Here is a 26,378-nt window from a genome sequence, read left to right on the forward strand (position 1 = left end):
GGAGCATCCTATGCTCGGGCTTGTCCCGAGCATTTTTTTGTAAGCCGATACAGGAACGATCTAAAGCTCTGAAAGAGCGGCTTGAAGCCTTTGCCATTCCAGTTCCGTGCCCGGCAGACCAAAGCGCATATCGTTCGCCCGCTCATCGAAGATGCGGATCAGGATGCCGCGATGGGCAAGATGGTCAAATATTGTTGCGGCCCTCTCATCGCGGACTAGACGGAAGAGGCTCGTGCCGCCCACGACGTTGAGACCTGCGCCGATCAAACTCGCATCGAGGCGTGCGGCTTCAGTTCTTAGCCGGAGTCGCATGGTGTCACGCCAATGACGATCTGCCATGGCCTCTGCTGCCACGTGCAAAGCCGGACCTGAGACGGCCCACGGCCCCAAACGCTGCTCGAGCCCCTCGACGATGTCCGGGTGCGCAACGGCAAAGCCGAGCCGAAGACCCGCCATTCCGTAGAATTTTCCGAAAGATCGCAGGACAATGAGCCCATCGATTTGCGTGGCATCGGCCAAGCTCTCGACATGGCCGGTTTCGATGAAGGCTTCGTCGATCACCAACAGGCCGCCTTTGCGGCTCATCTTCTCGGCAAGAGCGAGAAGCTCACTCCGCTCTATCATGCGACCGTCGGGGTTGTTCGGGTTAACGACGACGGCGTAGCCGAAATCGGAGAGTTTGGAGAAGTCGGATACCTCGGCAACTTCAAGGCCTGCCATTCGCGCTGTTCTGGCGTGCTCGGCATAGGTTGGAGTAAGAATGGCCGCGCTTTTTGCCCCGCGCTTGAGTGCGAGTTCTGCCAGCAACGGCATCAGCATTTGCGTCCCAGGTGCAGCGCAAATATGCGCCGCAGAAGGCGCGCCAAATGCCGCCGCGGCAATGTCCTTCATGTGGTTCAAGGCAGAAGGTTCGGGCAGACGAGCAAAGGCGCTGGCAGGAATGGGAGAATGCGGATAGGAATGCGGATTGATCCCCGTGGAAAGATCGATCCAGGGTTCCGGTGCCAGCGGAAAAGATGCACGCGCCCGCCCCAGATCGCCACCATGACGGATCGCAGCCTGCATAGTCACCGGTCCCCTATTGCCCATGTTCTTTGCTCTCGCTTTCCTGTCACTTCTGATCGAACGCCTTGTCGGCTATCCCGATTGGCTGTTCCGCCGCATCGGCCATCCGGTCACATGGATCGGTTCGCTTATCGCGCTGCTCGACAGAAAATGGAACCGGGAACAAGGATCATTTTCCAATCGAGAAGCAAAAGGTGTGCTGGCGCTTGTGGTCTTTCTCGGTATCACCGTCGCCGTCGCCCTCTTGTTGCAAAAGGTTTTATTGCTTCTGCCGCTGGGATTGTTGCTGGTCGCTATCGTCGGCGCTTCGCTTCCCGCCCAAAAGAGCCTGGAAGACCATGTTGCGGCGGTGGCGACCGCATTGGAAAGCGAGGGCCTCGAAGGCGGCAGAAAAGCCGTATCGATGATCGTCGGCCGAGATCTGGACCAGCTGGATGAGGCAGCGGTGTGCCGGGCAGCCATCGAAAGCCTTGCGGAGAATTTCTCCGATGGCGTCGTGGCCCCATCCTTTTGGCTCGGACTGCTTGGTCTGCCGGGCGGGGCGGGCTACAAGGCGATCAATACGGCTGACAGCATGATTGGCCACCGCACGCCGCGTCATGAAGCTTTCGGTTGGGCGTCAGCCCGGCTGGATGATCTGGTAAACCTTCCTGCCTCGCGCCTGACGGCATTTTTGTTCGTCGTCGCTGCCATCTTCGTCAAAGGCGCTTCGCCGCTCGAGGCCATGCGTGCTGTCGCGCGCGATGCGAAGCATCACCGCTCACCCAACGCCGGCTGGCCTGAATCGGCGCTAGCGGGCGCGCTTGGTTTTGCACTTGCCGGTCCCCGCTCCTATGGCGGGCAGATGATCCAGGCGCGTTTCATGGGTGAAGGCGGACGGCGTGATCTGACCGCTGCCGATATTCGAAAAGCGCTGAAGCTTGCGCGTGCTGCGGACGCCCTGTTGATCGGGCTCTTCGGCCTATTGGCGTTGGTCACCGTGCTATAGACAGCAGAGCGTCGAGATCGAGGTGGCGCTCCATATGGTCCGCCAACCGTTCCAGAACCGCATCCACCTGCGCCTCGTAATTCAGCGCTGATGGTTGCCCGCCGAGCCTTTGCAGCCAGGCGCTGCGCTGTCCGTCGTCGGAAAAGAGACCATGGACATAGGTGCCGAAGACGCGACCGTCTGCTGAGATTGCACCATCCACATGATTGCCGATCGTGGCAAAGGGACGATTGCAGTCATCGCCCTTTGTCACGCCCACATGCATCTCGTAGCCGGAAAAGGCCTGACCATCGAAGCTGCGCCCTTCGACCGAGACCAGCCTCTTGTCTCCCGTCAGCACTGTTTCGACATTCAGCAAGCCAAGCCCATCAACGGTGGAAGGCGGACCTTCCATGCCGTCCGGGTCCGACAAGACGCGTCCGAGCATCTGATAGCCACCACAAAGACCAAGCACAAAGCCGCCGCGGCGAAGGTGCGCCTTGATGTCGATATCGAAACCGGCCTGCTTCAGGACTGTTAGATCGGCGATCGTCGATTTCGATCCGCAGAGCAGGATGAGGGTGCAATTGCCAGGAATTGCGGCCCCAGGACGCACGCGGATCAGCTCGACATTCGGCTCCATATCGAGTGGATCGAGATCGTCGAAGTTGGAGATATGCGGCAGGATCGGCACGGCGATGCGGATTTTTGCACCGGGCTTTGACGGGCTTACCCCGGCTAAGTCGAGCGCATCCTCGGCTGGCAGGCGCGAAGCATCGGCGAAGTGGGGCAGGAGGCCGATGGAGCGCCAGCCAGTATGCTCGGCAATGATGCGCATGCCTTCATTGAACAGTGATGGGTCGCCGCGAAACCGATTGACGATGAAGCCTTCGATCATCGATGTGTCATCTGCATCCAACACTGTCTTCGTGCCGACGAGGCTGGCGACCACCCCGCCGCGGTCGATATCGCCAATCAGAATCACGGGAACATCGGCTGCACGGGCAAAGCCCATATTGGCAATGTCGTTGGCGCGCAGATTGACTTCCGATGCGCTGCCGGCACCTTCGATGAGCACGAGATCGGCGCAAGTCTTCAGATGCTGGAAGCTTTCCAGCACTCGGGGCATCAGCCCAGCCTTCATCTGTTGATAGTCGGCTGCTTTCGCATTGCCGAGAACTTTTCCCTGAACCACGACTTGCGCACCCGTTTCGCTCTGCGGCTTCAACAGAACGGGGTTCATGTGCACTGACAGCGGCACGCCAGCAGCACGCGCCTGCAGAGCTTGCGCGCGGCCGATCTCGCCGCCATCGGCTGTGACCGCCGCATTGTTGGACATGTTCTGCGGCTTGAATGGCAAAACCGAAAGTCCCCCTCGGGTAAAGGCGCGCGCCAGACCCGCCACCATCAGCGACTTGCCGACATCCGAGCCGGTTCCCTGAAACATGATGGATCTGGCGGCCATGGATCAGTACTCGATGCCGGATTGAGCTTTCACACCCGCCTTGAAGTGATGCTTCACCAGTGTCATCTCCGTCACCATGTCGGCCGCTTCAATCAAGGGCGGCTTGGCATTGCGGCCGGTGACGATGATGTGGAGGTCGGGACGGCGGCTTTGCAGCGTTGCGACGACCTCTGCGAGATCCAGATAGTCATAACGAAGCGCGATATTCAGCTCATCTAAAACCAGAAGACCGATCGTTTCGTCGGCCATCAGCATTTTGGCTTCGTCCCAGGCTTTCGTAGCTGCTGCGACGTCACGCTTAAGATCCTGCGTGTCCCACGTGAAACCTTCGCCCATGGTGCGCCATTCCACCCGGTCGCCGAAAATCGTCAGCGCTTGCTGCTCGCCGGTCGACCACGCACCCTTGATGAACTGAACAATGCCAACGCGTCTCCCGGTGCCAAGCATGCGAAGCGCAAGGCCAAAGGCCGCTGTGGACTTGCCCTTGCCGGGGCCGGTATTGACCATCAGCAGACCCTTCTCGATCGTCTTCTCGGCCACTTCCGCGTCCTGCACGCTCTTGCGGTTCACCATCTTCTCGCGGTGGCGGGCGGCTTCGCTGTCGCTGATCTCGCGTGTCATGATGTTCCATGTCCTTCCGAGCCGTATTTAGAAGCGGCGACTATAGTCAAAACGCCCTCCTCCGCAATGGAGCCTGTAAGCCGGGTGGCAAGGCTTGCATTGACCGCGGCGCGGCTTGCCCTTAAAGGTAAGGCACTGACGGTCTTTTTCCGGCAACGGGAAAAGCTAAGAGGGAACACGGTCCGCCCACTCTTCGGGTCAATCCGTGGCTGCCCCCGCAACTGTAAGCGGCGAGCCCGCACCGTAAAGCCACTGGATTTCGATCCGGGAAGGCGGTGCAAGGGCGCTCATTCAAGCCGCAAGCCAGGAGACCTGCCGTTTCAGAACAAAACGTCTGCCGGGCGGGGTGCTCCGGTCAGTCGGTCTCGCCGAATATCGGTTTGCGGTCTCTCGCATTCCGTCTTCGGCATCCGCACCCCTTGCATGTTTTGATGGCGGAAGCGGATACGGTTTGGATATTACCTCGACATCGTCACGGACTGAAGGACAGACCGAAACGCGTGGCGCGTCCGGCTTGGTCATCTATGTCTGCCGCAGTTGCCGCGACGAGGCGGAGCCGAATGCGGAACCCCGTCCCGGTGCGCTTCTGGCGCAAGCGGCGATCGCGCTCGGCACTGAGGCAAATGTCGAGGTGCGCAGCGTCAATTGTCTCGCCAATTGCAAGCGTGGCGCTAGCGCCGCCATGCGCACAGCCGACGGCTGGTCCTATGTCTTCGGCGGGCTGACGCCTGAAAACGCCGATGATCTGATCACCGGCGCAAAGCTGCTTGCCACGTCCACCGATGGCCTGATGCCCTGGCGCGGCCGTCCTGATAGCTTGAAGCGCGGCATGGTCGCGCGTATCCCCCCTTTGAATTTCGTCGAGGAGACATCATGACCACGCTAGAGCGCGTTCCCTGCACCATCGTCACCGGCTTTCTGGGCGCCGGCAAAACCACGCTGCTGCGCGGCCTTCTGGAAAAGCTCGATGGCAAGCGACTGGCGATCATCGTCAACGAGTTCGGCGATGTCGGCATCGATGGCGAAATTCTCAAAGGCTGTGGCATCGAAAGCTGCCCGGAAGAAAACATCGTTGAGCTTGCCAATGGCTGCATCTGCTGCACGGTCGCTGACGACTTTCAGCCAGCCATCGAACAGATCCTAAGCCGTCAGCCCAAGGTCGAGCATATCCTGATCGAAACCTCGGGCCTCGCACTACCAAAGCCGCTCGTGCAGGCCTTCCAGTGGCCGGCAATCAAAAGCCGCGTGACCGTCGACGCCGTCGTTGCGGTGGCCGATGGTGCGGCCTTGGCGGAAGGCATGGTATCGCATGACATGGATGCGCTCGCCGCCCAGCGCGCCAATGACGAAGCGCTCGATCATGACGATCCGGTCGAAGAAGTCTTCGAGGACCAGATCGCCTGCGCCGACCTGATCGTGCTGACCAAGGGTGATCTTCTCGATGCGCATGGTCTGGAGCGCGCCAAGGCACACATCACGGAGCATCTGCCAAAGGCTGCGAAAATCGTTGTCGCATCGCATGGACAGATCGATCCTGCCGTTTTAATCGGTCTTGGGCTTGCGGTCGAGAACGATATCGAAAACCGCCATACCCACCATGATGATGAAGAAGACCACGATCACGACGAGTTCGACAGCTTCGTCGTCGAGCTTGGCGCGGTGTCCGATCCTGAGGCGCTGGCGGAGCGTATCGCCCAGACGGCGGCCTGCGAGAACGTCCTGCGCATCAAAGGGTTCGTCGAAGTCTCCGCCAAGCCGATGCGTTTGCAGGTTCAGGCCGTCGGCTCGCGCGTGAACCATTACTTTGACCGCCCTTGGGCTGCGGGCGAAGTGCGGCGTTCTGCGCTGGTGGTGATTGGCGAAAAGGGCCTGAACCGCGAGAAGATCGAACAGATGCTGGCTGCCTGACTCATCATGCATATTCTCGCCACCACATCTTCGTCGCTAAACGACCTGATCGAGCCGGTTGATCTCAACCAGCCCCAGGCGGATGTGGTGGTACTGTCTTTCTCGTCAAGCGACCTGGCCGGTCTGCAGCGCGCCTGGCCTGAAGAATCTGGCGTTTCGCTCAGCGTCGCCAATCTCTCTGAACTGCGCCATCCGATGTCCGTCGATCTCTGGATCGAAAAGACAGCAGAACATGCCAAGCTGATCCTTATCCGGATTCTTGGCGGGGCGGACCGTTGGCGCTACGGCGTCGATCAGCTGGCGATGATGGCGCGCAGGCGCGGCGTCAAGCTCCTGCTCCTGCCGGGTGAATGTAGCGAGCGCGACGAAAAGCTCGAGGCGCAATCCACAATCGACCGGACGTGGCTCGCTTCGATCCTCTCCTTCTTCCGCGAAGGCGGCCCGCAGAACATGCGCCGGCTTTCGGAAGGTCTCGCCGCTTTTGCTAAAGAGGGTGCCTGGCCCGGCTTCACGCCGGAGCCGCTGCCGAAGTCCGGCTTCTATCTGCCGGGTCTTGGCGCCGTCCATGTCGATGAGGTGCTCGCGGCTTTTGCCCCCGAAGCGATAAGACTTCCCATCCTTTTCTATCGCTCGATGCTTCTGGCTGCCGATGTTGCGCCAATCGATGCGCTATTCGAGGCGCTGAAATCCCGCGGTTTCGCACCTTTGCCGATCTTTGTCAGCGGCCTGAAGGATGGCGAAGCGATCCAATTTCTCGACGACGCGCTGGCGCCGCTGGAGCCCGCTGCCATCATCGCAGCCACCGCCTTTGCCAGCCAGACGGATGCGGAGAACAAGAGCCTGTTCGACCGGCTTGGCGTGCCGGTGTTCCAAGTGATCATGGCCACGACCCGGCGCGATGGTTGGGCCGAAAACATGCGGGGCCTCAATCCATCCGATCTTGCCATGCATGTGGTCTTGCCGGAACTCGATGGGAGGATTCTCGCGGGTGCGATCTCCTTCAAACAGGCCGATCCTGCCGGTCGCCCGGGGATGATCAATGCTCCCGAGCCAGACCGGGTCGAGCAGGTCGCTCGTCGTATTGCTGCCTTCCTTCGGTTGACGCAGACTGCGGCCCGGGAAAGGCGCCTTGTCATCCTGATGCCGGACTATCCCGGTGCCGCACCCGGTCGCACGGGCTATGCCGTGGGTCTCGACGTGCCCCAAAGCGTGCTGGAGATGCTGCGAGATTTGCAGGATGCGGGTTATGCACTCGGCGATATTCCGGCCACCGCACGGGAGCTTCTCGATTGGATCGAGACTGGGAGCACCGCTCTTCCCCTCGATCGCTACCGAGCCTCTCTCAACGCTCTTCCGGACGAGGCACGCGCTGGAATGGCTTCGGCCTGGGGCGATGCTGCTGACGACGAGGCTGTGGTTGATCAGGCTTTTCACTTCCGCGTCGCCCGTTTCGGCTCCGTCGTTGTCGCGCTTGCTCCAGACCGGGGGCGCCATGCAGACAGGCGGGTGGACTACCACGATCCGGCCTTGCCGCCGCGTCATGCGCTTGCGGCTTTCGGTGCCTGGATGCAGCGGGATTTCGATGCTCATGCGATCATCCATGTGGGCGCTCATGGCACCCTGGAATGGCTGCCGGGAAAGACGGTCGCGCTGTCGCAAACCTGTTTTCCAGAAATCGTCACTGGAGCGCTGCCGGTCATCTACCCCTTCATCGTCTCCAATCCGGGGGAGGCTGCTGTTGCCAAACGACGGATCGCTGCCGTCACCATCGGGCACATTCCGCCCATACTGGTTGCCGCCGGTCTTTCGCCGGAGCAGGCAGCGCTCGAGCAACTGGTGGACGAATATGCTCAGGCCGATGGGCTTGATCGTCGTCGCCGCGACCGTCTGGCGAAGCTGATCGTCGAGAAGGCCTTCGAAACTGGACTTGCAGCGGATGCCGGTATCGGCGCGGAGGAGGACGCGGATTCAGCGCTCACCCGGATCGATGCCTTTCTGTGCGATCTCAAAGATTTCGCCATCAAGGACGGCCAGCATGTGTTCGGGCGTTGCGCTGACGATGAGCCGGATTCTCTGAGGCGCGAAAGTGCTGCCCAAGAAAAGGCGGCGCTGCTGGCGGCGCTGGACGGTCATCATATTGTGCCAGGTCCCTCAGGTGCACCCGCACGCGGACGACTGGATGTGCTGCCGACAGGGCGCAATCTCTATGCTGCCGATCCGCGTACCATGCCGACACCGACGGCGTTCGAGCTGGGGAAAGCAGCGGGCGAAGAGGTGCTGCGTCATCATCTGCAAAGCCATGGCGACTGGCCGCGGCATCTGGTTTTCGATCTCTGGGGCTCCGCATCGCTGCGCAATGGCGGCGAAGATGTCGGTCAGGCGCTGCATCTGATGGGTGCGCGTCCGATCTACGATCAGGCGACCGGCCGGGTCAACGGCATCGAAGTTCTGCCACCGGCCGCGCTCGGACGCCCGCGGGTGGACGTGACCTTCCGCATTTCCGGCCTGTTCCGGGACATGTTCCCGCCTCTGATTGCCCTCCTCGATGCGGCGGCAAGAACGATTGCTTCACGCGAAGAATCCCCCGGCGACAATCCTCTGGCGGAGGAAACGGCGTCTCTCGGTCATATCCCGGCACGCATTTTCGGCTCTGCCCCCGGCACCTATGGCGCTGGCATCGAAGAAGCCTTGGCAAGCGGCGATTGGGACGAGCGGGAAGAGCTTGGCCAAGCCTATCTGGATGCAGCCAGCCACGCCTTTGGCGGGGCAGATGGCTTGTCGATCCTCTCCGATTCAGGCTTTGCCGCCCAAGTCGAACGCGCTGAACTTCTGGTTCACACCGGCGACGATCCGGGCCGCGATCTTCTGGACGGTTCGTCCGATGTCGCCTTCATCGGCGGCTTTGCCGCCGCCAAGGCAAAGCTTGGACAGGCGGCAGACGTGGTGGCTCTGGATACGACCGATCCTGCCCGGCCGCGTGCGCGCTCAATCGCCCAGGCAATCACCCGCGTGGTGCGAGCCCGTGCCGTCAATCCGCGCTTCATCGTCGGACAGATGCGCCATGGTCCGCGCGGTGCCGCCGAATTTGCAGAGACCGTCGACCGGCTGATTGGCTTTGCTGAAACCACGCAGGCCGTTTCCTCGTCGCTGATCGAAGCGCTCTACGATGCCTATTTCGGCAACGAAGAGGTGCGCGATTTCATTTTACGGGAAAACCCCAAGGCTGCGGAACTGATGGCGCAGCGCTTCCTGTCTGCACGCCGCCGCAACCTTTGGCACAGCCGTCGCAACGCCGTGGATGCGGAACTGGAAATGCTGATCGCTCCGCGCTCGTCCGAGGCCTTGTCCAAGAGGGTCTCAGCATGAACCCTCTTCCCCAGGTTCAGCCCTTTTCTCGCAGAGGCGTCTGCCCCGCCCTCTCCGCCCCAATGCGGACGGGCGATGGACTTTTGTCGCGCGTGGCGTTTACCGCTTCGCTGTCGCCAAGCGATCTTGACCGTCTTGGCCATCTCGCCCGCCACCACGGCAACGGGCTTCTGGATGTGACCGCACGCGGTAGTCTTCAATTTCGCGGATTGACGGCTGAAAGCGCTGTTGAGCTGGAGCACGATGTGCTGGCGCTGCAATTGCCCTTGCGTCAGGGGCTTGCTGTGGAAGGCTCACCGCTTGCCGGGATAGACGACAGCGAAGTCGCCAATCCGGGACCAATCCTTGAACTCATCAGCCATAAGGCCACGGCACTTGGTCTCGACGCGAAGCTGGCCGCGAAGATGTCGGTTATCGTGGATGGCGATGGTCGGGCTCCGATGGGCGGGCTGCTTGCCGATATCAGGCTCAAAGCGGCCCAGCGGGACGGCGACGTCCTCTGGCTGTTGATGTTGGGTGGCACGGAAGAAAAGGCGCTGCTTGTAGGGGCTTTGCGGACGGAAGATGCCGCGGATTGCGTCATCGACCTGCTCATTCACCTGGCGGAGCGAGGACCGGATGCGCGCGGGCGCGATCTGGATAGGGCGGCTGCGCACAATATCTGCAGTGATCGTTTCCTGCCGATCTCATCAGACGTTCGCGCTCCACCGCGTGACATCGGGACATTGAGCCAAACCGACGAGCGCCGATTGTGGCCTATCAATGATCGCCTCTACGCCGCTGTCATCGCTCCGGCTTTTGGGCAGATCACCTCGGAAGCGCTGTCTGCGCTGTGCCAGATTGCAGGCGATCTCGGCGTTCGGTCCATCCGGCCCGGTCCTTCGCACGGGCTCTATGCGCTTGGCAATCGCGACGCGTGTGCGGCACTGCTGGATTACGCGCAGAAGGCTGGTCTCATCGTTAGCGACAACGATCCCCGAACCGCCATTGCGGTGTGCGCGGGCGCACCGTCCTGCGCATCGGCCTATACGCCGGTTCAAGCGCTCGCCGCGTTCGCAGCCAAAGAGTGTGGCACGATGCTCGATGGTTCCTTCACCTTGCATCTTTCCGGTTGCGGCAAAGGCTGTGCACATCCTGCGCCCGCCCTTCTTGCCTTTTCGGGCACTTCGGAAGGTTTTTCCTTTGGCTATCAGGCCAAGGTTTCAGCCCTTCCCGATGCGCGCTTGACCATCGATCAGCAGAAGGCCGGGCTTTCCAGGCTTGCCCGCCTCTATGAAAAAGAACATAAGCCCGGAGAAAATGCCCGCACCTTCCTTGTTCGACTGGGCAAGGACAGGATTGTCGCGGCGCTCCGACAGGACAAGACATGACGACGTACGACTATATCCGCAATGGCGACGCGATCTATGAGCGCTCCTTCGCCATCATCCGTGAGGAAGCGGATCTTACCGCCTTCACGCCCGAGCAGGCGGATATCGCCATTCGCATGATCCACGCCTGCGGCCAGGTGGAGGCAGCGCGGCACTTTCGCTTTTCTGACGATTTCGTTTCGGCGGCGCGTGGTGCGCTCGCAGCTGGAAAGCCCATCTTATGTGATGCGGAAATGGTGGCGCACGGCGTCACACGGGCGCGTCTGGCTTCTGGCAATGCCGTGATCTGCACGCTGCGCGATCCGCGGACGCCCGATCTTGCGAAATCCATCGGCAACACTCGTTCTGCGGCGGCCCTCGAGCTCTGGACCGATCATCTTGACGGCGCTTTGGTTGCCATCGGCAATGCGCCGACAGCGCTCTTCTATCTTTTGGAAATGCTGGAAAGAGGCGCGCCTCGTCCGGCTGCTATCATCGGCATGCCTGTGGGCTTCGTCGGGGCGATGGAATCGAAGGACGCGCTGGAAGAAAGCACGCTCGGCATTCCCTACGCCATCGTCAAAGGCCGCATGGGAGGCTCTGCTATGACGGCAGCCGCCGTCAACGCCGTTGCGAGGGCCGGCCTATGAGTGCTGCCCTCTACGATCCGGCACCTGAAAAGGCATTGAAGGGTAAGGTCATCGGTGTCGGCACAGGCCCCGGCGATCCCGATCTTCTGACGCTGAAGGCCGTCCGCGCTATCGAAACGGCAGACGTGCTTGCCTTTTTCTGCAAGCGCGGCAGCAAGGGCAATGGCCGCGGCATCGTCGAAAGCTTCATCCGGCCCGGCACGCTGGAAATGCCGCTCGTCTATCCGGTTACGGTGGAAAGCGACAAGAACGGCGACGACTATCGCGACGCGATCGCCGCCTTCTTCGATCAGTCGGCACGCGACATCGCCGCCCATCTGGATGCGGGCCGCACCGTTGCTGTTCTGTCGGAAGGCGATCCGCTCTTCTACGGTTCCTACATGCATCTGCATCTGCGGCTCGCGCCCAATTATCCAGCGGAAGTCGTTGCGGGCATCACCGCCATGTCCGGTTGCTGGTCGATGACCGGACTGCCGCTCGTACAGGGTGACGACATCCTAAGCGTCCTTCCCGGTACGCTTGGTGAGGATGCGCTTTTCGAGCGGCTCTCCGGCACGGATGGTGCTGTCATCATGAAGGTCGGTCGCAATTTGCCGAAGATACGCCGCGCGCTGGAGAAAGCGGGCAAGCTGGAAGGCGCGCTCTATGTCGAACGTGGTACCATGGCCAATGGCCACGCCATTCGATTGATCGAGCGTGATGAATCGCCTGCCCCCTATTTCTCTCTCGTTCTGGTGCCTGGCTGGAAGGATCGCCCGGCGGGAGAGATTGCGTGAGCCCGTCCTCCACCGGACGTCTGACAGTTGTGGGCCTCGGGCCCGGGAACCTCTCGCAGATCACGCCGGAGGCACTGGCGGCGGTGGATGAGGCGGAGGACTTCTTCGGCTATATTCCCTATCTCGACAGACTGTTGTTGCGTCCAGACCAACGGCGTCACGCGTCCGATAATCGCGAGGAGATCTCGCGCGCAGAGGCGGCGCTGACGCTCGCGGCTGCGGGTGGCAAAGTCTGCGTCGTCTCAGGCGGCGATCCAGGCGTCTTCGCCATGGCGGCTGCTGTCTGCGAGGCGATTGAGAACGGCCCCGCCGAGTGGCGCGACATCGACTTTTCGGTCGTGCCCGGCGTCACAGCCATGCTGGCCGTCGCGGCAAGGGCGGGCGCGCCCCTCGGTCACGACTTCTGCGCGATTTCGCTCTCCGACAATCTGAAACCCTGGTCGCTGATCGAAAAGCGGCTGGTGGCTGCGGCTGAAGCCGGGTTCGTCATGGCCTTCTACAATCCTGTCAGCAAGGCGCGACCGCATCAGTTGGCGACGGCCTTCGATGTGCTGCGAGCACACTTGCCGGGCTCCGTACCTGTCATCTTCGGTCGCGCTGCCGGTCGTGCAGATGAGCGCATGCGGGTCGTGCCTTTGGCCGAAGCGTCGAGCGATATGGCCGACATGTCGACCTGTGTCATCGTCGGGTCGGTCGAAACCCGCATCATCGAGCGTGAAAGCCAGCCGTCGCTCATCTATTCGCCGCGCTTTTCCAAGAGGGAAAGCTGATGGCGGATTGCAGACAGCGCAGTCTCGATATCCGGCACCACCACGCTCGCCGCATCGGCCTGTTGGCGAGCGGGACGGTCGATCATGATTACGGGAATGCCAAGCGCGCTGGCAGCTTCGATCTTCGCATAGGCCGCCGTTCCGCCGGAGTTTTTCGAGACGATCACCTCGATCCCGCTGCCCTTCAACATGTCGATCTCATCGACAAGCGCGAAGGGTCCACGCGCCGTGATGTACCGCGCATTCGACACCTTAAGCGGCGGTTCCACCGGATCGACGCTGCGGATCAGATAGCGGTGCTGAGGCGCGGTCTCGAAGGGCAGGAGCTCTTGTCTTCCAAGCGCCAGAAAAGCGTTTTTGCTGATGGGACCCAGTGTCGTGACCGCTTCTTCAACGCTTCCAACGTTCAGCCAACGGTCGCCCTCCCTCGCGACCCAAGCCGGGCGCGACAGTCTGACCAATGCGACGTCTGCTGTTTCTGCAGCCTTGACGGCATTGGCAGAAATGCGCGCCGCATAAGGGTGCGTCGCATCCACCAGCAGATGAAAACCTTCTTCGGCAATAAAGCGCGCCAAGCCCTCTGCGCCGCCGAAACCGCCGATACGCATCGGTACGGGCTGCCTCACGGGATCCTTCGTACGGCCCGCCATGGACAGCAAAATCCGGTAGCCGGATTCGTCGGCAAGCTTTCCGGCCAGAATGCGGGCATCCGCAGTGCCGCCGAGAATGAGGATGGAGTGCGTCATGGCCGTTGAATATGCCGGAACACCCGCCACTGCCAGCGAAAAACCAGCGCCCTGGCTATCCATCGTTGGTATTGGGGAAGATGGACTTACCGGTCTGGGTGAAAATGCTCAGGCAGCCATCGAGGCGGCCGAGATCGTCTTCGGTGGCAAACGCCATCTCGAACTTGCCTCGGCTGCCATTACCGGCGAAGCACGGCCCTGGCCCGTGCCCTTCGACGTCGGCATGGCGGACGTCGTCGCCCTTTCTGGTCGGAAGGTCTGCGTCCTTGCGTCCGGCGATCCGTTCTTCCACGGTGTTGGCGTCACCTTGTTGCGGCTGGTCGATCCGATAGAGGTGATCACCTACCCTGCTCCCTCCTCCATCTCGCTTGCTGCATCGCGTCTTGGCTGGGCCTTGCAGGATACAGTCTGCATTTCACTGCACGGGCGTTCCATTGATCTCATCCGGCCGCATCTTCATGCTGGCGCTAAAATTATCGCGCTGACATCCGATGCGAATGCCCCAGCGCTGATTGCCAGCCTTCTGAAGGGGGCAGGTTTTGGCCGGTCGGTCTTCCATCTGCTGGAAGCACTTGGCGGCACCCGCGAAAACACTCGCACGACGACGGCCCAGGACTTTGCCTTTGCGGATGTCGATCCGCTCAATGTGGTCGCAATCGACGTCCTTGCGGATGAAGCGGCACGAATCCTTCCCTTCGCCAGCGGGCTGGACGATTCGCTGTTCGAACATGATGGGCAAATGACCAAGCGCGAGATCCGCGCTGTCACGCTCTCCTCTCTTGCACCACGTCATGGTGAGCTTCTATGGGATATCGGTGCTGGTTCGGGTTCGATCGGCATCGAATGGATGCTCTCGCACCCTTCGCTGCGGGCCATCGGCATCGAGCAGAATACGGAGCGGGCAGAGCGCGCCATGCGCAATGCCGAAGCCTTCGGCGTGCCGGGTCTGGATGTGGTGATCGGCACGGCACCGGACGCTTTCGAAGGCCTGCCGACGCCTGATGCCATTTTCATCGGCGGCGGCGGCAGCGAGGCCGGGGTGTTAGAGAGCGCGATCAGCGCCTTGAAGCCGGGCGGGCGGCTGGTCGCCAATGCCGTTACGCTGGAAATGGAGGCCATGCTGCTCTCCGCTCAGTCGCGATTAGGCGGCTCGCTGATCCGGCTTGAGGTGGCGCGTGCATCGCCTGTCGGGCATATGCAGGGCTGGCGTGCGGCAATGCCCGTCACGCAGTGGGCTTGGGTCAAACCGAAGGATGTGCCGTGATTGTCGCTGGCATCGGGTGCCGCAAGGGTGTGAGTCCCGAGGCGGTGATGGCTGCGCTTGAGCAGGCCTCTGCCGAGCATCAAGTATCCTTTGCCTTCATCGCAACGGCACCGATAAAGGCCGATGAGCCGGCGCTTCTTGAAGCGGCGACCCGGCTGGGCATCGCTTTTGTCGTGGTGGCGCGGGCCGATTTCGTCGCAGCTGCCGCTCGCACTCTAACGCATTCTTTCTTGAGTTCGAAACATGCCGGGTCGCCGAGTGTCAGCGAAGCCGCAGCACTCGCAGCACTGGGCGAGCGATCATGGCTGATCGCGCCTCGCATGGTGATTGGCGATATTACCGTGGCCTTTGCCACGTCAGGAGACAAGACATGACGGTTCACTTCATTGGCGCTGGCCCCGGTGCCGCAGATCTCATCACCGTGCGCGGACGCGATCTGATCGCTGCTTCGCCCGTCTGCCTCTATGCCGGTTCGCTGGTGCCAAAAGCGCTTCTCGACTATTGCCCGGAAGGTGCGCGCATTGTTGATACGGCGGCCTTGTCTCTGGATGAAATCGAGGCGGAGTTCGTTGCCGCCGCGCGAGACGGGAAGGATGTCGCTCGCCTACATTCCGGCGATCTTTCTGTCTGGAGCGCCATGGGCGAACAGATCCGCCGTTTGGAAAGGCTGGGGCTCGACTACACCGTCACCCCCGGCGTGCCATCCTTTGCCGCCGCTGCCGCCACGTTGAAGCGAGAGTTGACGGTGCCGGAGGTGGCACAAAGCTTGGTGCTGACACGCATTTCCGGGCGGGCGTCGAAAATGCCGGAGAGCGAAAACCTCAAAGCTTTCGGCGCAACGGGCGCGACGCTTGCCATTCATCTCGCCATCCACGCCATCGGTCAGCTGGTCGAGGAATTGACGCCGCTTTATGGTGCCGATTGCCCGGTCGCCATCGTGGTGCGCGCCTCCTGGCCGGAAGAGCGCGTCATCTCCGGCACGCTGTCCAATATCGAAGCTCGCCTCGCGGAAGAGCCGGTCGAGCGCACTGCGATGATCTTTGTCGGCAAGGGTCTTGCCTCATCCGATTTTCGCGAAAGCGCGCTCTACAGTGCTGATTACGTTCGGCGGTTCCGAACGCCGTCGGCCGAGTAGTCTCAGCTCGCCTTCAGAAAATCTTCTGCAAGCTCGACCCAGAAAGCGGTGCCGATCGGGATGATGTCGTCGTTGAAGTCGAATTTCGGGTGGTGCAGCGGCGGGTCGTTGTCGGTGCGCTTGGTGCCGAGGAAGAAATAGGAACCGGGGCGCTTCTCCAACATATAGGCAAAGTCTTCCGCGCCCATGGTCGGGCGCTCCATTTCCAGAACCTTGTCGGCACCGGCAAAGCGCGTTGCAAGCGCTCGCACATAGTCCGTTTCCGCCTTGTGATTGACGGTCGGGCTATAGCCGCGCTCATACTCCAGTGTCACACTCATGCCGTAGCTGGCCGCCTGCCCTTCGGCGATCATGCGAATGCGCTTTTCCAGTTCGTCGCGGGCTTCGGGATCGAAGGAACGGATGGTGAGCAGCATTTCCGCCGTCTCGGGGATGACATTGCTCGCCTTGCCGCCGTGAAAGGCACCGACAGTGACCACCGCCGGCATCAGCGGATGGACGTTGCGCGAGACCACCGTTTGCAACGCCATGATGATACTGGCGCCGGCAACAATCGGGTCTGAGGCGCTTTGCGGTTCTGCGCCATGGCCGCCGTAGCCGTTGACGGTGATCTTGCATTCATCCACCGCCGCCATGACCGGGCCGTCGCGCAGAACAAAATGGCCGAAGGGCTGGCTCGGATCGTTGTGAAGCGCAAAAACTGCGTCGCAAGGGAAGCGGTCGAACAGGCCGTCTTCGATCATGATGCGCGCCCCGCCGAAATTTTCTTCCGCCGGCTGGAAAATCAGATGGATCGTGCCGTCGAAATTGCGTCGCTCGGCGATGATCTTTGCAGCTCCCAGCAGCATGGCGGTGTGGCCGTCATGGCCGCAGGCATGCATCATGCCCGGTGTTTCGCTGGCATAGTCCGCGCCGGTTTCCTCCTGGATCGGCAGTGCGTCGATGTCGGCGCGGATGCCAATGCTGCGGTTGCTTGTTCCATTTTTCAATGTGGCCACCACGCCGGTGCCGGCCAATCCGCGTGTTACCTCATAGCCCATCGCGGTCAGCCGCTCCGCGACGTAATCGGAGGTCTTGAATTCCGAGAGGCCGATCTCGGGATTGCGATGCAGATGGCGGCGGATTTCAACCACCTCTTCCATGACGTTGGACGACGAAGAAATGGTTACCGGATGGAGGGTCATGCTTGCTATTCCGTATCTTTGCCGCAGTTGTCTTGTCGCTGGGCGCGTTCTTCAAGCATCATGAATAGCAAGAGTAGACCGTGTTGATAAGAGCGCGTCATTGTCTGCCAAGATTTGTCTTCTTGCGCGGCAATCAAACAGATGGCATGGAACTGAAAATGCCTTGAAACATTCCAAACCTTCTGGTCACATCAGTTCAGGAAGACGAATGCTAAGCAGGTACGGGGAGACATCCGGGAAGGCAGTGACAGTTTCGCGCGGAGGAGTTTGCGGAACGTCGAGCACCAAGGCAAAACGTCCTTGCGTTACGATCCGTTCTCGAGAAACTATTGATATCATATATTGAAATCGTAATGCCCCGATTTCACCATGTCGGGGATCAAGATTTGTGCCTCGCTACCGTGCGCTGGTTCGCGGTGGTTCAGCAAAGGTTCAGGATCAGCGCGGAATAAAGCCTGCCACATTGTTTCACTCTCGATGAGAACTCTGAAACAGTTAAGGGTTAAAGACTAGCCTAAAGCACTTCACTCAGGGTCCAGAATACGAGCCGATGTCATTTCATATTACGCCGCCCGCCGCCGCCCGTGAATCCGAAACCAAACAGATCGATCACAACGACTCGATCCGGTCCGTCTATTTCAATATAGACGAGCTGAAAGCTTGCGGATCGGACCTGTCTCAATCCGGCTCACCTGCGTTGCCAGGTTTCACGGAGTTCGACTTCTTTGCGCGTCATCGCGAGAACGAGAAGGAAATTCTGCGCGTCTATCGCACCACGGCGGTGGATTCGGAAAACGGCCTGACGATCACGCCGGCTGCGGAATGGCTGCTCGACAACCACTATGTGATTGAAGAAGCGATCCAGGAAGTCCGCCGCGACTTTCCGAAGAAGTTTTATCGCCAGCTGCCGACGATGAAGATCGGCAATGCCGAGATTCCCCGTGCGCTGGCATTGGCCTGGCTCTATGTCGCCCATACCCACAGCACGGTGTCGCGCGAGAGCCTGACCGCTCTTGTCGAGGGTTTCCAGGCTCACAAGACGTTGCAGATCGGTGAAATCTGGGCCCTGCCTTCTTTCCTGCGCTTCGTGCTGATTGAGAACCTGCGACGCATTTCCATTCGTGTGGAGCGCTCGCGCCGCATGCGCCATAAGGCGAATGAGGTGGTGGACGAGATCATTCGTCTCAACGATGCGGAGCCTTCGGCCGAATTCCTCAAGCAGATCGATCCTCTGGTGGACGATCCGACATTTGCGACCCAGTTCCTCTATCGTCTGAAGAACGGCTCGCAGACCTCCAACTTCGCGCTGAACTGGCTGGAGGAGCGCCTCCACAGTGTCGGCACCGACGCCGAAAACGTGATGATGGCGGAGCATAACCGCCTGGCATCCGGCAACGTGACGATGGGCAATATCGTCAAGAGCTTGCGCGAGATCGACGATACGGAGTGGTCCGTCTGGTTCGAAGAGGTCAGCCATATCGACAAGGTTCTGCGTGAGCAGACCGATTATGAAACGCTCGATTTCGGCTCGCGCAACACGTATCGCAACAATGTCGAACTGCTGGCGCGCCGCTCCAGCAAGACTGAAGTGGAAGTCGCTCAGCTTGCCGTCGATATGGTGGCGGAAGCTGCCAACTCGAAGGATGCCTATCCGCATCAGCCGAATGTCGGCGCGTTCCTTGTCGGCCAGCGCCGCAAGGAGCTTGAGCAGCGCATCGGTTACAATCCGCTATTCGCTCAGCGCGTCGTGCGCACCATGCGCCGTTTCAACTGGCTTGCTGTTGCCGTCCCTGTTCTGGTCTTGACGGCGATTGCCATGCTAGCGGTCGGCTGGTTCCTGGCTGAGGCCGGTATGCCCTGGTATGTCGTCAGCGTGTTCCTGCTGATGTTTGCGCTTCCGGCATCCGAAGGCGCCACAGGTCTTTTCAACACGCTCGTCACCTTCTTCGTCAAACCGTTCCGCCTTGTTGGTTACGAGTTCAAGAACGGCATTCCTGAAGATGCCCGCACGCTGGTTGCCGTGCCGTGCATGATCACCAGCCGCGATGCGGTTGACGAGATGATCCGCAATCTCGAGGTTCACTATCTCGCCAACCCGCACGGCGAGATTTACTTCTCGCTGATCAGCGACTGGCGTGACGCGCAGCAGGAGCAGACCACCCAGGATGTCGAGCTTCTGGAATATGCCAAGCGCGAAGTGGCCACGCTGTCTGCGCGCTACGCCTTTGACGGCAAGACCCGCTTCTTCCTGCTTCATCGTCGCCGCATCTACAATCCATCCGAAGGTTGCTGGATGGGCTGGGAGCGCAAGCGCGGCAAGTTGCATGAGCTGAACCTGCTGCTGCGGGGCGACAAGGACACGACCTTCCTCAATGGTGCCAACGCGGTGCCGAAGGACGTCAAATATGTCATGACGCTCGATGCCGATACGCGCCTGATGCGCGATGCGGTCACCAAGCTTGTCGGCAAGATGCATCACCCGATCAACCGCCCGGTGCATGATCCGGAAACCGGCCGCGTGATCCACGGTTATGGCCTGCTACAGCCGCGTGTGACCCCGTCGCTGACGACGGGCAAGGATGCGTCGGTCTTCCAACGCGTCTTTTCGATCAGCCGCGGTATCGACCCTTACGTCTTCACCGTTTCGGACGTCTATCAGGATCTCACCGCAGAAGGCTCGTTCACCGGTAAGGGTCTTTATGACGTTGACGCTTTTGAAAAGGCCTTGAAGGGCCGTATCGATGAAAACGCCGTTCTGTCGCATGACCTTCTCGAAGGTTCATTCGCCCGCTGCGCGCTCGTCACCGACGTCGAACTGGTTGAAGACTTTCCGACCCGCTACGAGGTGGAAGTCTCGCGTCAGCACCGCTGGGCACGCGGCGACTGGCAGTTGCTTCCTTACATCCTCGATCCTGCACGCGGCGTCACCGCACTTGGTCGCTGGAAGATGATCGACAACCTGCGCCGCTCGCTGACGCCGATTGCATGGTTCGTCGCATCGGTTCTTGGCTGGTACTTCATGGATCCGTTCGGCGCGCTGATCTGGCAGATCCTGCTGATCTTCTCGCTCTTCGTTGCGCCGACGATCTCGCTGCTGTCCGGCCTCGTTCCGCGTTCGACCGATATTGTCCCGCAGGCGCATTTCCATACCATCTGGTCGGAAATTCGCGCCACCAATGCGCAGGTCGCGCTTCGCATCGTCTTCATTGCCGATGGCGCCTGCATGATGGCGGATGCCATTGCCCGCTCGCTCTATCGCCTGTTCGTAAGCCGCAAGCTGATGCTGGAATGGCGCACGGCTGCCAGCATCCAGTCCAGCGCTCAGGGCAGCGTGTTCGATTATTACAAACAGATGTGGCACGCGCCGGTTGTGGCATTGCTCGGTCTGCTCTTTGCAGCCCTTCCAGGCGACAACGCCTTCCTCGTCGGCGTACCGTTTGCGCTACTTTGGGTGCTGTCACCTGTCGTTGCCTGGTATGTCAGTCAGTCGGCTGAAACCGAAGACCGGATGTTTGTCTCCGAGCATGTGTCGAGCGAGTTCAGAAAGATCGCGCGTCGCACGTGGCGCTACTACGAGACCTTCGTCAACAAGGACGAAAACTATCTGCCGCCGGATAATTTTCAGGAAACGCCGACGCCGGTCGTTGCCAGCCGCACCTCGCCGACCAATATCGGTGTCTATCTGCTGTCGACAATTTCCGCCCGTCAGTTCGGCTGGATCAGCTTCTCCGACACGATCGAGCGTCTGGAAAAGACCATCGAGACTGTCGAGAAGATGGAGAAGTATCGCGGTCACCTCTACAACTGGTACCACACCGATACGCTTCAGACGCTTGGCCCCCGCTACGTTTCTGCGGTAGACAGTGGTAACCTCGCCGGTCATTTGATCGCGATCTCGTCCGCGTGCCGCCAGTGGGCAGAGGCACCTTCCGCACATCTGCAGGGTAATCTCGACGGTATCGGCGATGTCGCTGGCATCGTTCGCGAAAGCCTTAAGGAACTGCCGGACGACCGCAAGAACCTGCGTCCGCTGCATCGTCGTCTGGAAGAGCGCATCATCGGCTTCTCCAACGCGCTCGCCTCCGTGAAGCGCGAGCATGAGTTTGCCTCCATCCGCGTCATCAATCTTGCGGTCCTCGCACGCGACATCCAGAAGCTTGCCGCCAATCTCGATCTCGAAGTGAAGTCTGAGCAGAGCGCGGAAATGACGCGCTGGGCACAGATGCTGGTGGATTGCTGCGAAGCGCATATCTCCGATAGTGCCTTCGATCACTCAACCATCGATTCGCTGCGCGAACGGCTGGCCTCGCTTCGCGATCGCAGCCGCGATCTTGCCTTTTCCATGGATTTCGGCTTCCTCTATCGAAAGGATCGCCGCCTGCTTTCCATCGGCTATCGTGTGGAAAGCCAGGAACTGGACGAAGCCTGCTACGACTTGCTGGCTTCCGAGTGCCGCCTGACCTCGCTCTTTGCCATTGCCAAGGGCGATCTGCCGACGGAGCACTGGTATCGTCTCGGTCGCCAGGTCGTGCCGATCGGTGCACAGGGTGCGCTGGTTTCCTGGTCCGGTTCGATGTTCGAATATCTGATGCCGCCGCTCGTCATGCAGGAGCGTCAGGGCGGGATTCTGAACCAGACCAACAATCTGATCGTTCGCGAACAGATCAATCACGGTCGCCGCCTCGGCACGCCATGGGGTATCTCCGAAGCCGCGTTCAATGCCCGTGACCACAATATGAATTACCAGTACACCAACTTCGGTGTGCCGACGCTGGGCCTCAAGCGTGGTCTCGGCCAGAATGCGGTCATCGCGCCTTACGCCTCAATTCTCGCGGCTCAGTATGATCCGGACTTGGCCCTTGAGAACCTCGAGAAGCTGCGCAAGCTCGGCGCTCTTGGCCGCTATGGCTTCCATGACGCCGTGGACTTCACGCCGACCCGCGTGCCGGATGGCAAGGTCTGTGCCGTCGTCTACAACTACTATGCCCACCACCATGGCATGTCGATTGCGGCTGTCGCCAACGTCGCCTTCGATGGCTTCCTGCGCGAACTCTTCCATGCTGATCCGGTGATCGAAGCGGCAGAACTGCTGTTGCAGGAAAAGGCGCCGCGTGAAGTGCCGGTGATGAGCGCCAAGTACGAGCCGGAAACGCCTGGCAAGGAACAGGCGGATCTGTTGCGGGCCGAAGTTCGCACCGTCACCGATCCCGCAATCCGTGATCGCGATGTGGTATTCCTGTCGAATGGCCACTACTCGACGATGCTGACGGCAACCGGTGCCGGCTACTCGAAGTGGAACGGCCAGGCGGTGTCCCGCTGGAAAGCCGATCCGACAGAAGACCGGTGGGGAACATTCCTGTTCCTGCGCGACACGACAACCGGCCAATGGTGGAGTGCAACCGCAGAACCCCGTGTCGCGGAAGGCGAGACGACCAAGACTGTCTTCATGGACGATCGTGCCGAATTCCACAAAACAGTGGGCGATCTGCAGAGCGTCGTCGAGTGCATCGTTGCCACCGAGCACGATGCCGAAGGCCGCCGCATCACCCTTCTGAACGTCGGTACGGAAGATCGCTTCATCGAAGTAACGTCCTATCTCGAGCCGGTTATCGGCAAGGAAGACGACGACAACGCCCATCCGCTCTTTTCACGCATGTTTGTGCAGACGGAGATCGGCAAGCGCGGTGACGTCATCCGCGCATGGCGCAACAAGCGTTCGCCGAGCGAACCTGGCACGATCATCGCCCATCTGGCGGCCGACAATGCCGGCTCGTCGCGCGCGACCGAGTACGAGACCGATCGTGCCAAGTTCATCGGTCGTGGCCGCACGCTCGCCGAAGCGGCAGCCTTCGATCAGGGTGCTTCGCTCTCCAACTCGGATGGCTTTACGCTCGACCCGATCTTGTCGCTGCGTCGCGTGGTTCGCGTGCCTGCTGGCAAGAAAGTCAGCGTGATCTTCTGGACGATCGCGGCCCCTGGCCGTGAGGATGTCGATAAGGCGATCGACCGTTACCGCCATCCGGATGCCTTTGCTCATGAACTGGTCCATGCCTGGACGCGTACTCAGGTGCAGATGCGTCATGTCGGCGTCACCTCGCAGCAGGCGGCAGCCTTCCAGCATCTCGGTCGCTACCTCGTCTATCCGGACATGCATCTGCGTGCCGATGCCGAGACGCTCAAGACCGGACTTGCCTCCCAGCGTTCGCTCTGGTCGCTGGCCATCTCCGGCGACTTCCCGATCTTCGCACTGCGCATCAATGACGACATGGACATGGATATCGTCCGTGAAGCCTTGAGTGCGCACGAATATCTGCGCTCGCGCGGCGTCATTTTCGATCTCGTCATCGTCAATGAGCGCTCAGCATCCTACGCGCAGGATATGCAGCATGCGCTGGATCACATTTCCGAAGCACAGCGCCGCATCAACCCGGCTGACGGCGGTCGCCCGCACGTCTTCTCGGTGCGCCGAGACCTGATGGACGAGGAAACTTGGGCAGCTCTTCTCGCCGCGTCCCGCGTCGTGCTTCACGTGCGCAACGGCAAGATCGTCGACCAGGTCAATCGTGCCGTGTCGCTGTTTGCCGCCAATCGTGGACCGGACAGTGCCAATACGGCGCTTGCCCGCCTGCCGACGCCGACCTACCCGGTTGCGGATCCGGTTGAAGACGCCAACGATCTCGATTTCTGGAACGGTTTTGGTGGCTTCACCAAGGACGGGCGCGAATATGTCGTCCGGCTCAACCGTGGCCAGGCAACCCCGCATCCGTGGATCAACGTCATCTCCAACGAGAAATTCGGCTTCCACATTTCGGCAGAAGGTGCTGGCTTCACCTGGAGCCGCAATTCGCGCGACTACCAGTTGACGCCATGGACGAATGATCCGGTTACCAACCGTCCGGGGGAGGCGATCTATGTTGCTGACGCCGAAAGCGGAAAGATCCATTCGCCCTTCGCTGCCATCGGTCGTAACGCCGAAGCAGTCTTTGAAGCCCGTCACGGTCTCGGCTATTCCACCTTCCGCAGCGTGGATGACGGTCTCGACATCGAAGTGACGCAGACGGTCGATCGCGAGAAGCCGGTGAAGCTCTCGCGCCTGACGATCCGCAACGTCGGAACGCAGAACCGTCGACTGAAGACCTATGGCTACGTCGAATGGGTGCTGGGCAACAATCCCCAGAAGTCTGCGCCATTCATTCTGAGCAGCCATGATGAGGAAACAGGAGCGCTCTTTGCCTCCAATCCTTACAGCATCGACTATAATGAAAGAACGTCGTTCCTGTCGCTTGATGGCCCGTCAACCAGCTTCACCACCAGCAAGCGGGAATTCATTGGCCGCTTCGGCACGATCCAGACCCCGCAGGCGGTGGTCACGGGTGCCGCCCTTTCCGGCAGCACCGAGCTTGATGGCGCGCCATGCGCAGCCGTGATGCAGGAAGTGCATCTCAAGCCGGGCGAAGAACGCCATGTGCTCTTCTACCTTGGCGATGCCGATACCGTGGACGAGGCGCGTGCGCTGGTGAAGGATATCCGCAGCGCGGATTTCGACACGGTGCTTCAGGCCAACAAGGAGTTCTGGAAGGGCTTTACCGGCCAGTTGCAGGTCTCGACGCCGGATGCCGGCTTCAACCACCTGGTCAACACATGGCTGCCATACCAGGCCTTCTCCTGCCGCATTCTGGCACGCACGGCCTTCTATCAGTCGAGCGGTGCCTTCGGCTTCCGCGACCAGTTGCAGGATACGCTTGCCTTCCTGCTCTACCAGCCGGATCTCGCGCGTGCACAGATCCTCCGCGCTGCGGGTCGTCAGTTCGTCGAAGGCGACGTGCAGCACTGGTGGCTGCCGCTCACTGGTGCTGGCGTTCGCACCACGATCTCCGACGACGTGGTGTGGCTCGCCTATGCGACATATCAGTACATCGCGACGACTGGCGACAAGGCGATCCTTGAGGAGAATATTCCGTTCCTCAAGGGTGCCGCCTTGATGCCCGGCCAGCATGACGCCTTCTTCCAGCCGGAAACGAGCGAGAAGACCGGAAGCCTCTACGAGCATGTAGCGCTGGCGCTCGATCTCGCCATCCACCGCACCGGTGAAAATGGCCTCCCGCTGATGCTTGGTGGCGATTGGAACGACGGCATGAACCTCGTCGGTATCGGCGGCAAGGGCACCAGCGTCTGGCTCGGCTGGTTCCTGGCCGGCACGCTGCGCGACTTCATCGCCATTGCCGAAGAGCGTCGTGATCTCGATCGTGTCGAACGGTGGAAGACGCATCGCGACAAGCTGCGTGCGGCCCTCGAAACCGCTGGCTGGGACGGCGAATACTACCGTCGTGGCTATTTCGATGACGGCACACCGCTCGGCTCGTCCTCAAGTGAGGAATGCCAGATCGATTCGCTCGGCCAAAGCTGGAGCGTGCTTTCCGGCGAAGGCGAGGCGGACCGCTCGCAGCAGGCGATGAATGCAGTGATGAGCAAGCTGGTGGATGAAGATCTGGGGATTATCCGCCTCTTTACGCCGCCGTTCAGCCGCACGCCGCACAATCCCGGCTACATCAAGGGTTACCCGCCGGGCGTTCGCGAAAATGGTGGTCAGTACACCCACGCCGCAACTTGGGTGGTGCTGGCGCTCGCAAAGCTTGGTCGCAATGAAGATGCATGGAAGTGCTTCTCAATGCTGAACCCGGTCAACCACGCGCTGGATCGCAGCTCGTCCGAAACCTACCGCGTCGAGCCCTATGTGGTGACGGCAGATGTCTATGGCGAAAACGCCTATGCCGGCCGAGGTGGCTGGAGCTGGTACACCGGGTCTGCGGGCCTGCTCTATCGTGCTGCCGTAGAAGGTATTCTCGGCATCACCCGTCATGGCGGGAAGCTGCATATCGAGCCGTCCCTACCGGACGCTTGGGATGGTTACTCGGTGAAGGTCACGATCGATGGCGAGAGCCGCGACGTGTCGGTCAAGCGTAGCGAAGGCTACTCGCAGATTGCCGTCACCATCGACGGCAAGCCGGTGGAAAGCACGGATCGGCTCATCCCGTTCAACTGAGCGGGACGGCCATAGAGCAAAGAAAAAGCCACGGCGCCAAAAGTGCCGTGGCTTTATCATTTTAAGAAG

General features: G+C 60.6%; 17 protein-coding genes and 1 riboswitch. Of the genes, 12 read left to right on the top strand and 5 right to left on the bottom strand.

Features of this window, described 5'->3' with window-relative positions:
- Positions 1-60 precede the first annotated feature (60 nt).
- On the bottom strand, positions 61-1,089 hold the full coding sequence (gene cobD / locus WKI41_RS16800; RefSeq protein WP_340194622.1) for a threonine-phosphate decarboxylase CobD: 1,029 nt from the start codon (positions 1,087-1,089) through the stop codon (positions 61-63).
- Here cobD and cbiB point away from each other — a divergent pair.
- Positions 1,088-2,053 carry an adenosylcobinamide-phosphate synthase CbiB gene (gene cbiB, locus WKI41_RS16805; RefSeq protein WP_340194623.1) on the top strand — a complete coding sequence of 322 codons (966 nt, stop codon included), beginning with the start codon at positions 1,088-1,090 and terminating at the stop codon, positions 2,051-2,053. The two genes, cobD and cbiB, sit on opposite strands and share 2 nt — an antisense overlap.
- Here the strand turns inward: cbiB and WKI41_RS16810 are convergent.
- Both WKI41_RS16810 and cobO read right to left on the bottom strand, forming a co-directional pair.
- Entirely contained in the window at positions 2,040-3,497 is a 1,458-nt protein-coding gene (locus tag WKI41_RS16810; protein ID WP_340194624.1) for a cobyric acid synthase, read from the bottom strand. The genes cbiB and WKI41_RS16810 overlap by 14 nt on opposite strands.
- Before the next feature lie 3 nt (positions 3,498-3,500).
- Positions 3,501-4,118 (bottom strand): cob(I)yrinic acid a,c-diamide adenosyltransferase, encoded by a 618-nt coding sequence (gene cobO / locus WKI41_RS16815; RefSeq protein ID WP_340194625.1) that lies wholly within the window; start codon positions 4,116-4,118, stop codon positions 3,501-3,503.
- 122 nt (positions 4,119-4,240) lie between these two features.
- Positions 4,241-4,452, top strand: a riboswitch (cobalamin riboswitch).
- Positions 4,453-4,569: 117 nt separating this feature from the next.
- Between cobO and WKI41_RS16820 the strand changes: the two genes are divergently transcribed.
- From WKI41_RS16820 to WKI41_RS16850, 7 genes are read left to right on the top strand one after another with little or no spacing between them, the layout of a single operon-like run.
- Positions 4,570-4,995, top strand: coding sequence for a DUF1636 family protein (locus WKI41_RS16820; RefSeq protein ID WP_340194626.1), 426 nt, complete (start codon positions 4,570-4,572; stop codon positions 4,993-4,995).
- A complete protein-coding gene (gene cobW, locus WKI41_RS16825; protein ID WP_340194834.1) occupies positions 4,989-6,026 on the top strand; it encodes a cobalamin biosynthesis protein CobW in 1,038 nt (345 codons plus the stop codon). Before WKI41_RS16820 ends, cobW begins: the two co-directional genes overlap by 7 nt.
- A gap of 6 nt (positions 6,027-6,032) precedes the next feature.
- Positions 6,033-9,392: a cobaltochelatase subunit CobN gene (gene cobN / locus WKI41_RS16830; protein ID WP_340194627.1), complete on the top strand. Its 3,360-nt coding sequence runs from the start codon at positions 6,033-6,035 to the stop codon at positions 9,390-9,392.
- A complete protein-coding gene (cobG, locus tag WKI41_RS16835) occupies positions 9,389-10,762 on the top strand; it encodes a precorrin-3B synthase (protein ID WP_340194628.1) in 1,374 nt (457 codons plus the stop codon). Before cobN ends, cobG begins: the two co-directional genes overlap by 4 nt.
- Positions 10,759-11,391: a precorrin-8X methylmutase gene (locus WKI41_RS16840; protein ID WP_340194629.1), complete on the top strand. Its 633-nt coding sequence runs from the start codon at positions 10,759-10,761 to the stop codon at positions 11,389-11,391. Before cobG ends, WKI41_RS16840 begins: the two co-directional genes overlap by 4 nt.
- On the top strand, positions 11,388-12,167 hold the full coding sequence (locus WKI41_RS16845) for a precorrin-2 C(20)-methyltransferase (protein ID WP_340194630.1): 780 nt from the start codon (positions 11,388-11,390) through the stop codon (positions 12,165-12,167). The genes WKI41_RS16840 and WKI41_RS16845 overlap by 4 nt, the downstream gene beginning before the upstream one ends.
- A complete protein-coding gene (locus tag WKI41_RS16850) occupies positions 12,164-12,937 on the top strand; it encodes a precorrin-3B C(17)-methyltransferase (protein ID WP_340194631.1) in 774 nt (257 codons plus the stop codon). The genes WKI41_RS16845 and WKI41_RS16850 overlap by 4 nt, the downstream gene beginning before the upstream one ends.
- Here WKI41_RS16850 and WKI41_RS16855 read toward each other — a convergent pair.
- Entirely contained in the window at positions 12,904-13,683 is a 780-nt protein-coding gene (locus WKI41_RS16855) for a cobalt-precorrin-6A reductase (protein WP_340194632.1), read from the bottom strand. The genes WKI41_RS16850 and WKI41_RS16855 overlap by 34 nt on opposite strands.
- Between WKI41_RS16855 and cbiE the strand changes: the two genes are divergently transcribed.
- Genes cbiE through cobM form a run of 3 tightly spaced genes read left to right on the top strand, consistent with a single transcriptional unit; the run spans position 13,682 to position 16,082 of the window.
- A complete protein-coding gene (cbiE, locus tag WKI41_RS16860; protein WP_340194633.1) occupies positions 13,682-14,947 on the top strand; it encodes a precorrin-6y C5,15-methyltransferase (decarboxylating) subunit CbiE in 1,266 nt (421 codons plus the stop codon). The two genes, WKI41_RS16855 and cbiE, sit on opposite strands and share 2 nt — an antisense overlap.
- The gene (locus WKI41_RS16865; protein ID WP_340194634.1) at positions 14,944-15,321 is read left to right on the top strand and encodes a cobalamin biosynthesis protein; all 378 of its coding nucleotides are present in this window, start codon (positions 14,944-14,946) and stop codon (positions 15,319-15,321) included. The genes cbiE and WKI41_RS16865 overlap by 4 nt, the downstream gene beginning before the upstream one ends.
- Positions 15,318-16,082, top strand: a complete 765-nt coding sequence (cobM, locus tag WKI41_RS16870) for a precorrin-4 C(11)-methyltransferase (protein ID WP_340194635.1) — start codon at positions 15,318-15,320, stop codon at positions 16,080-16,082. Before WKI41_RS16865 ends, cobM begins: the two co-directional genes overlap by 4 nt.
- 2 nt (positions 16,083-16,084) lie before the next feature.
- On the opposite strand, the gene WKI41_RS16875 is transcribed toward cobM, so the two are convergent.
- Positions 16,085-17,224, bottom strand: a complete 1,140-nt coding sequence (locus WKI41_RS16875) for a M20 aminoacylase family protein (protein WP_425341063.1) — start codon at positions 17,222-17,224, stop codon at positions 16,085-16,087.
- A gap of 592 nt (positions 17,225-17,816) precedes the next feature.
- Here WKI41_RS16875 and WKI41_RS16880 point away from each other — a divergent pair.
- Positions 17,817-26,309, top strand: coding sequence for a GH36-type glycosyl hydrolase domain-containing protein (locus tag WKI41_RS16880; protein WP_340194637.1), 8,493 nt, complete (start codon positions 17,817-17,819; stop codon positions 26,307-26,309).
- Positions 26,310-26,378: the final 69 nt, after the last annotated feature.

The sequence above is a fragment of the Agrobacterium larrymoorei genome, assembly GCF_037722385.1.
Taxonomy (GTDB): domain Bacteria; phylum Pseudomonadota; class Alphaproteobacteria; order Rhizobiales; family Rhizobiaceae; genus Agrobacterium; species Agrobacterium larrymoorei_C.

Bases quoted from the DNA above. Each gene is read 5' to 3' on its own strand.
- cobM (WP_340194635.1), top strand. From the start codon at position 15,318: ATGACGGTTCACTTCATTGGCGCTGGCCCCGGTGCCGCAGATCTCATC.
- cobO (WP_340194625.1), bottom strand. From the start codon at position 4,118: ATGACACGCGAGATCAGCGACAGCGAAGCCGCCCGCCACCGCGAGAAG.
- WKI41_RS16855 (WP_340194632.1), bottom strand. From the start codon at position 13,683: ATGACGCACTCCATCCTCATTCTCGGCGGCACTGCGGATGCCCGCATT.
- cobG (WP_340194628.1), top strand. From the start codon at position 9,389: ATGAACCCTCTTCCCCAGGTTCAGCCCTTTTCTCGCAGAGGCGTCTGC.
- WKI41_RS16880 (WP_340194637.1), top strand. From the start codon at position 17,817: ATGTCATTTCATATTACGCCGCCCGCCGCCGCCCGTGAATCCGAAACC.
- WKI41_RS16840 (WP_340194629.1), top strand. From the start codon at position 10,759: ATGACGACGTACGACTATATCCGCAATGGCGACGCGATCTATGAGCGC.
- cbiB (WP_340194623.1), top strand. From the start codon at position 1,088: ATGTTCTTTGCTCTCGCTTTCCTGTCACTTCTGATCGAACGCCTTGTC.
- WKI41_RS16875 (WP_425341063.1), bottom strand. From the start codon at position 17,224: ATGGAAGAGGTGGTTGAAATCCGCCGCCATCTGCATCGCAATCCCGAG.
- WKI41_RS16810 (WP_340194624.1), bottom strand. From the start codon at position 3,497: ATGGCCGCCAGATCCATCATGTTTCAGGGAACCGGCTCGGATGTCGGC.
- cobD (WP_340194622.1), bottom strand. From the start codon at position 1,089: ATGGGCAATAGGGGACCGGTGACTATGCAGGCTGCGATCCGTCATGGT.
- WKI41_RS16845 (WP_340194630.1), top strand. From the start codon at position 11,388: ATGAGTGCTGCCCTCTACGATCCGGCACCTGAAAAGGCATTGAAGGGT.
- cbiE (WP_340194633.1), top strand. From the start codon at position 13,682: ATGGCCGTTGAATATGCCGGAACACCCGCCACTGCCAGCGAAAAACCA.
- cobN (WP_340194627.1), top strand. From the start codon at position 6,033: ATGCATATTCTCGCCACCACATCTTCGTCGCTAAACGACCTGATCGAG.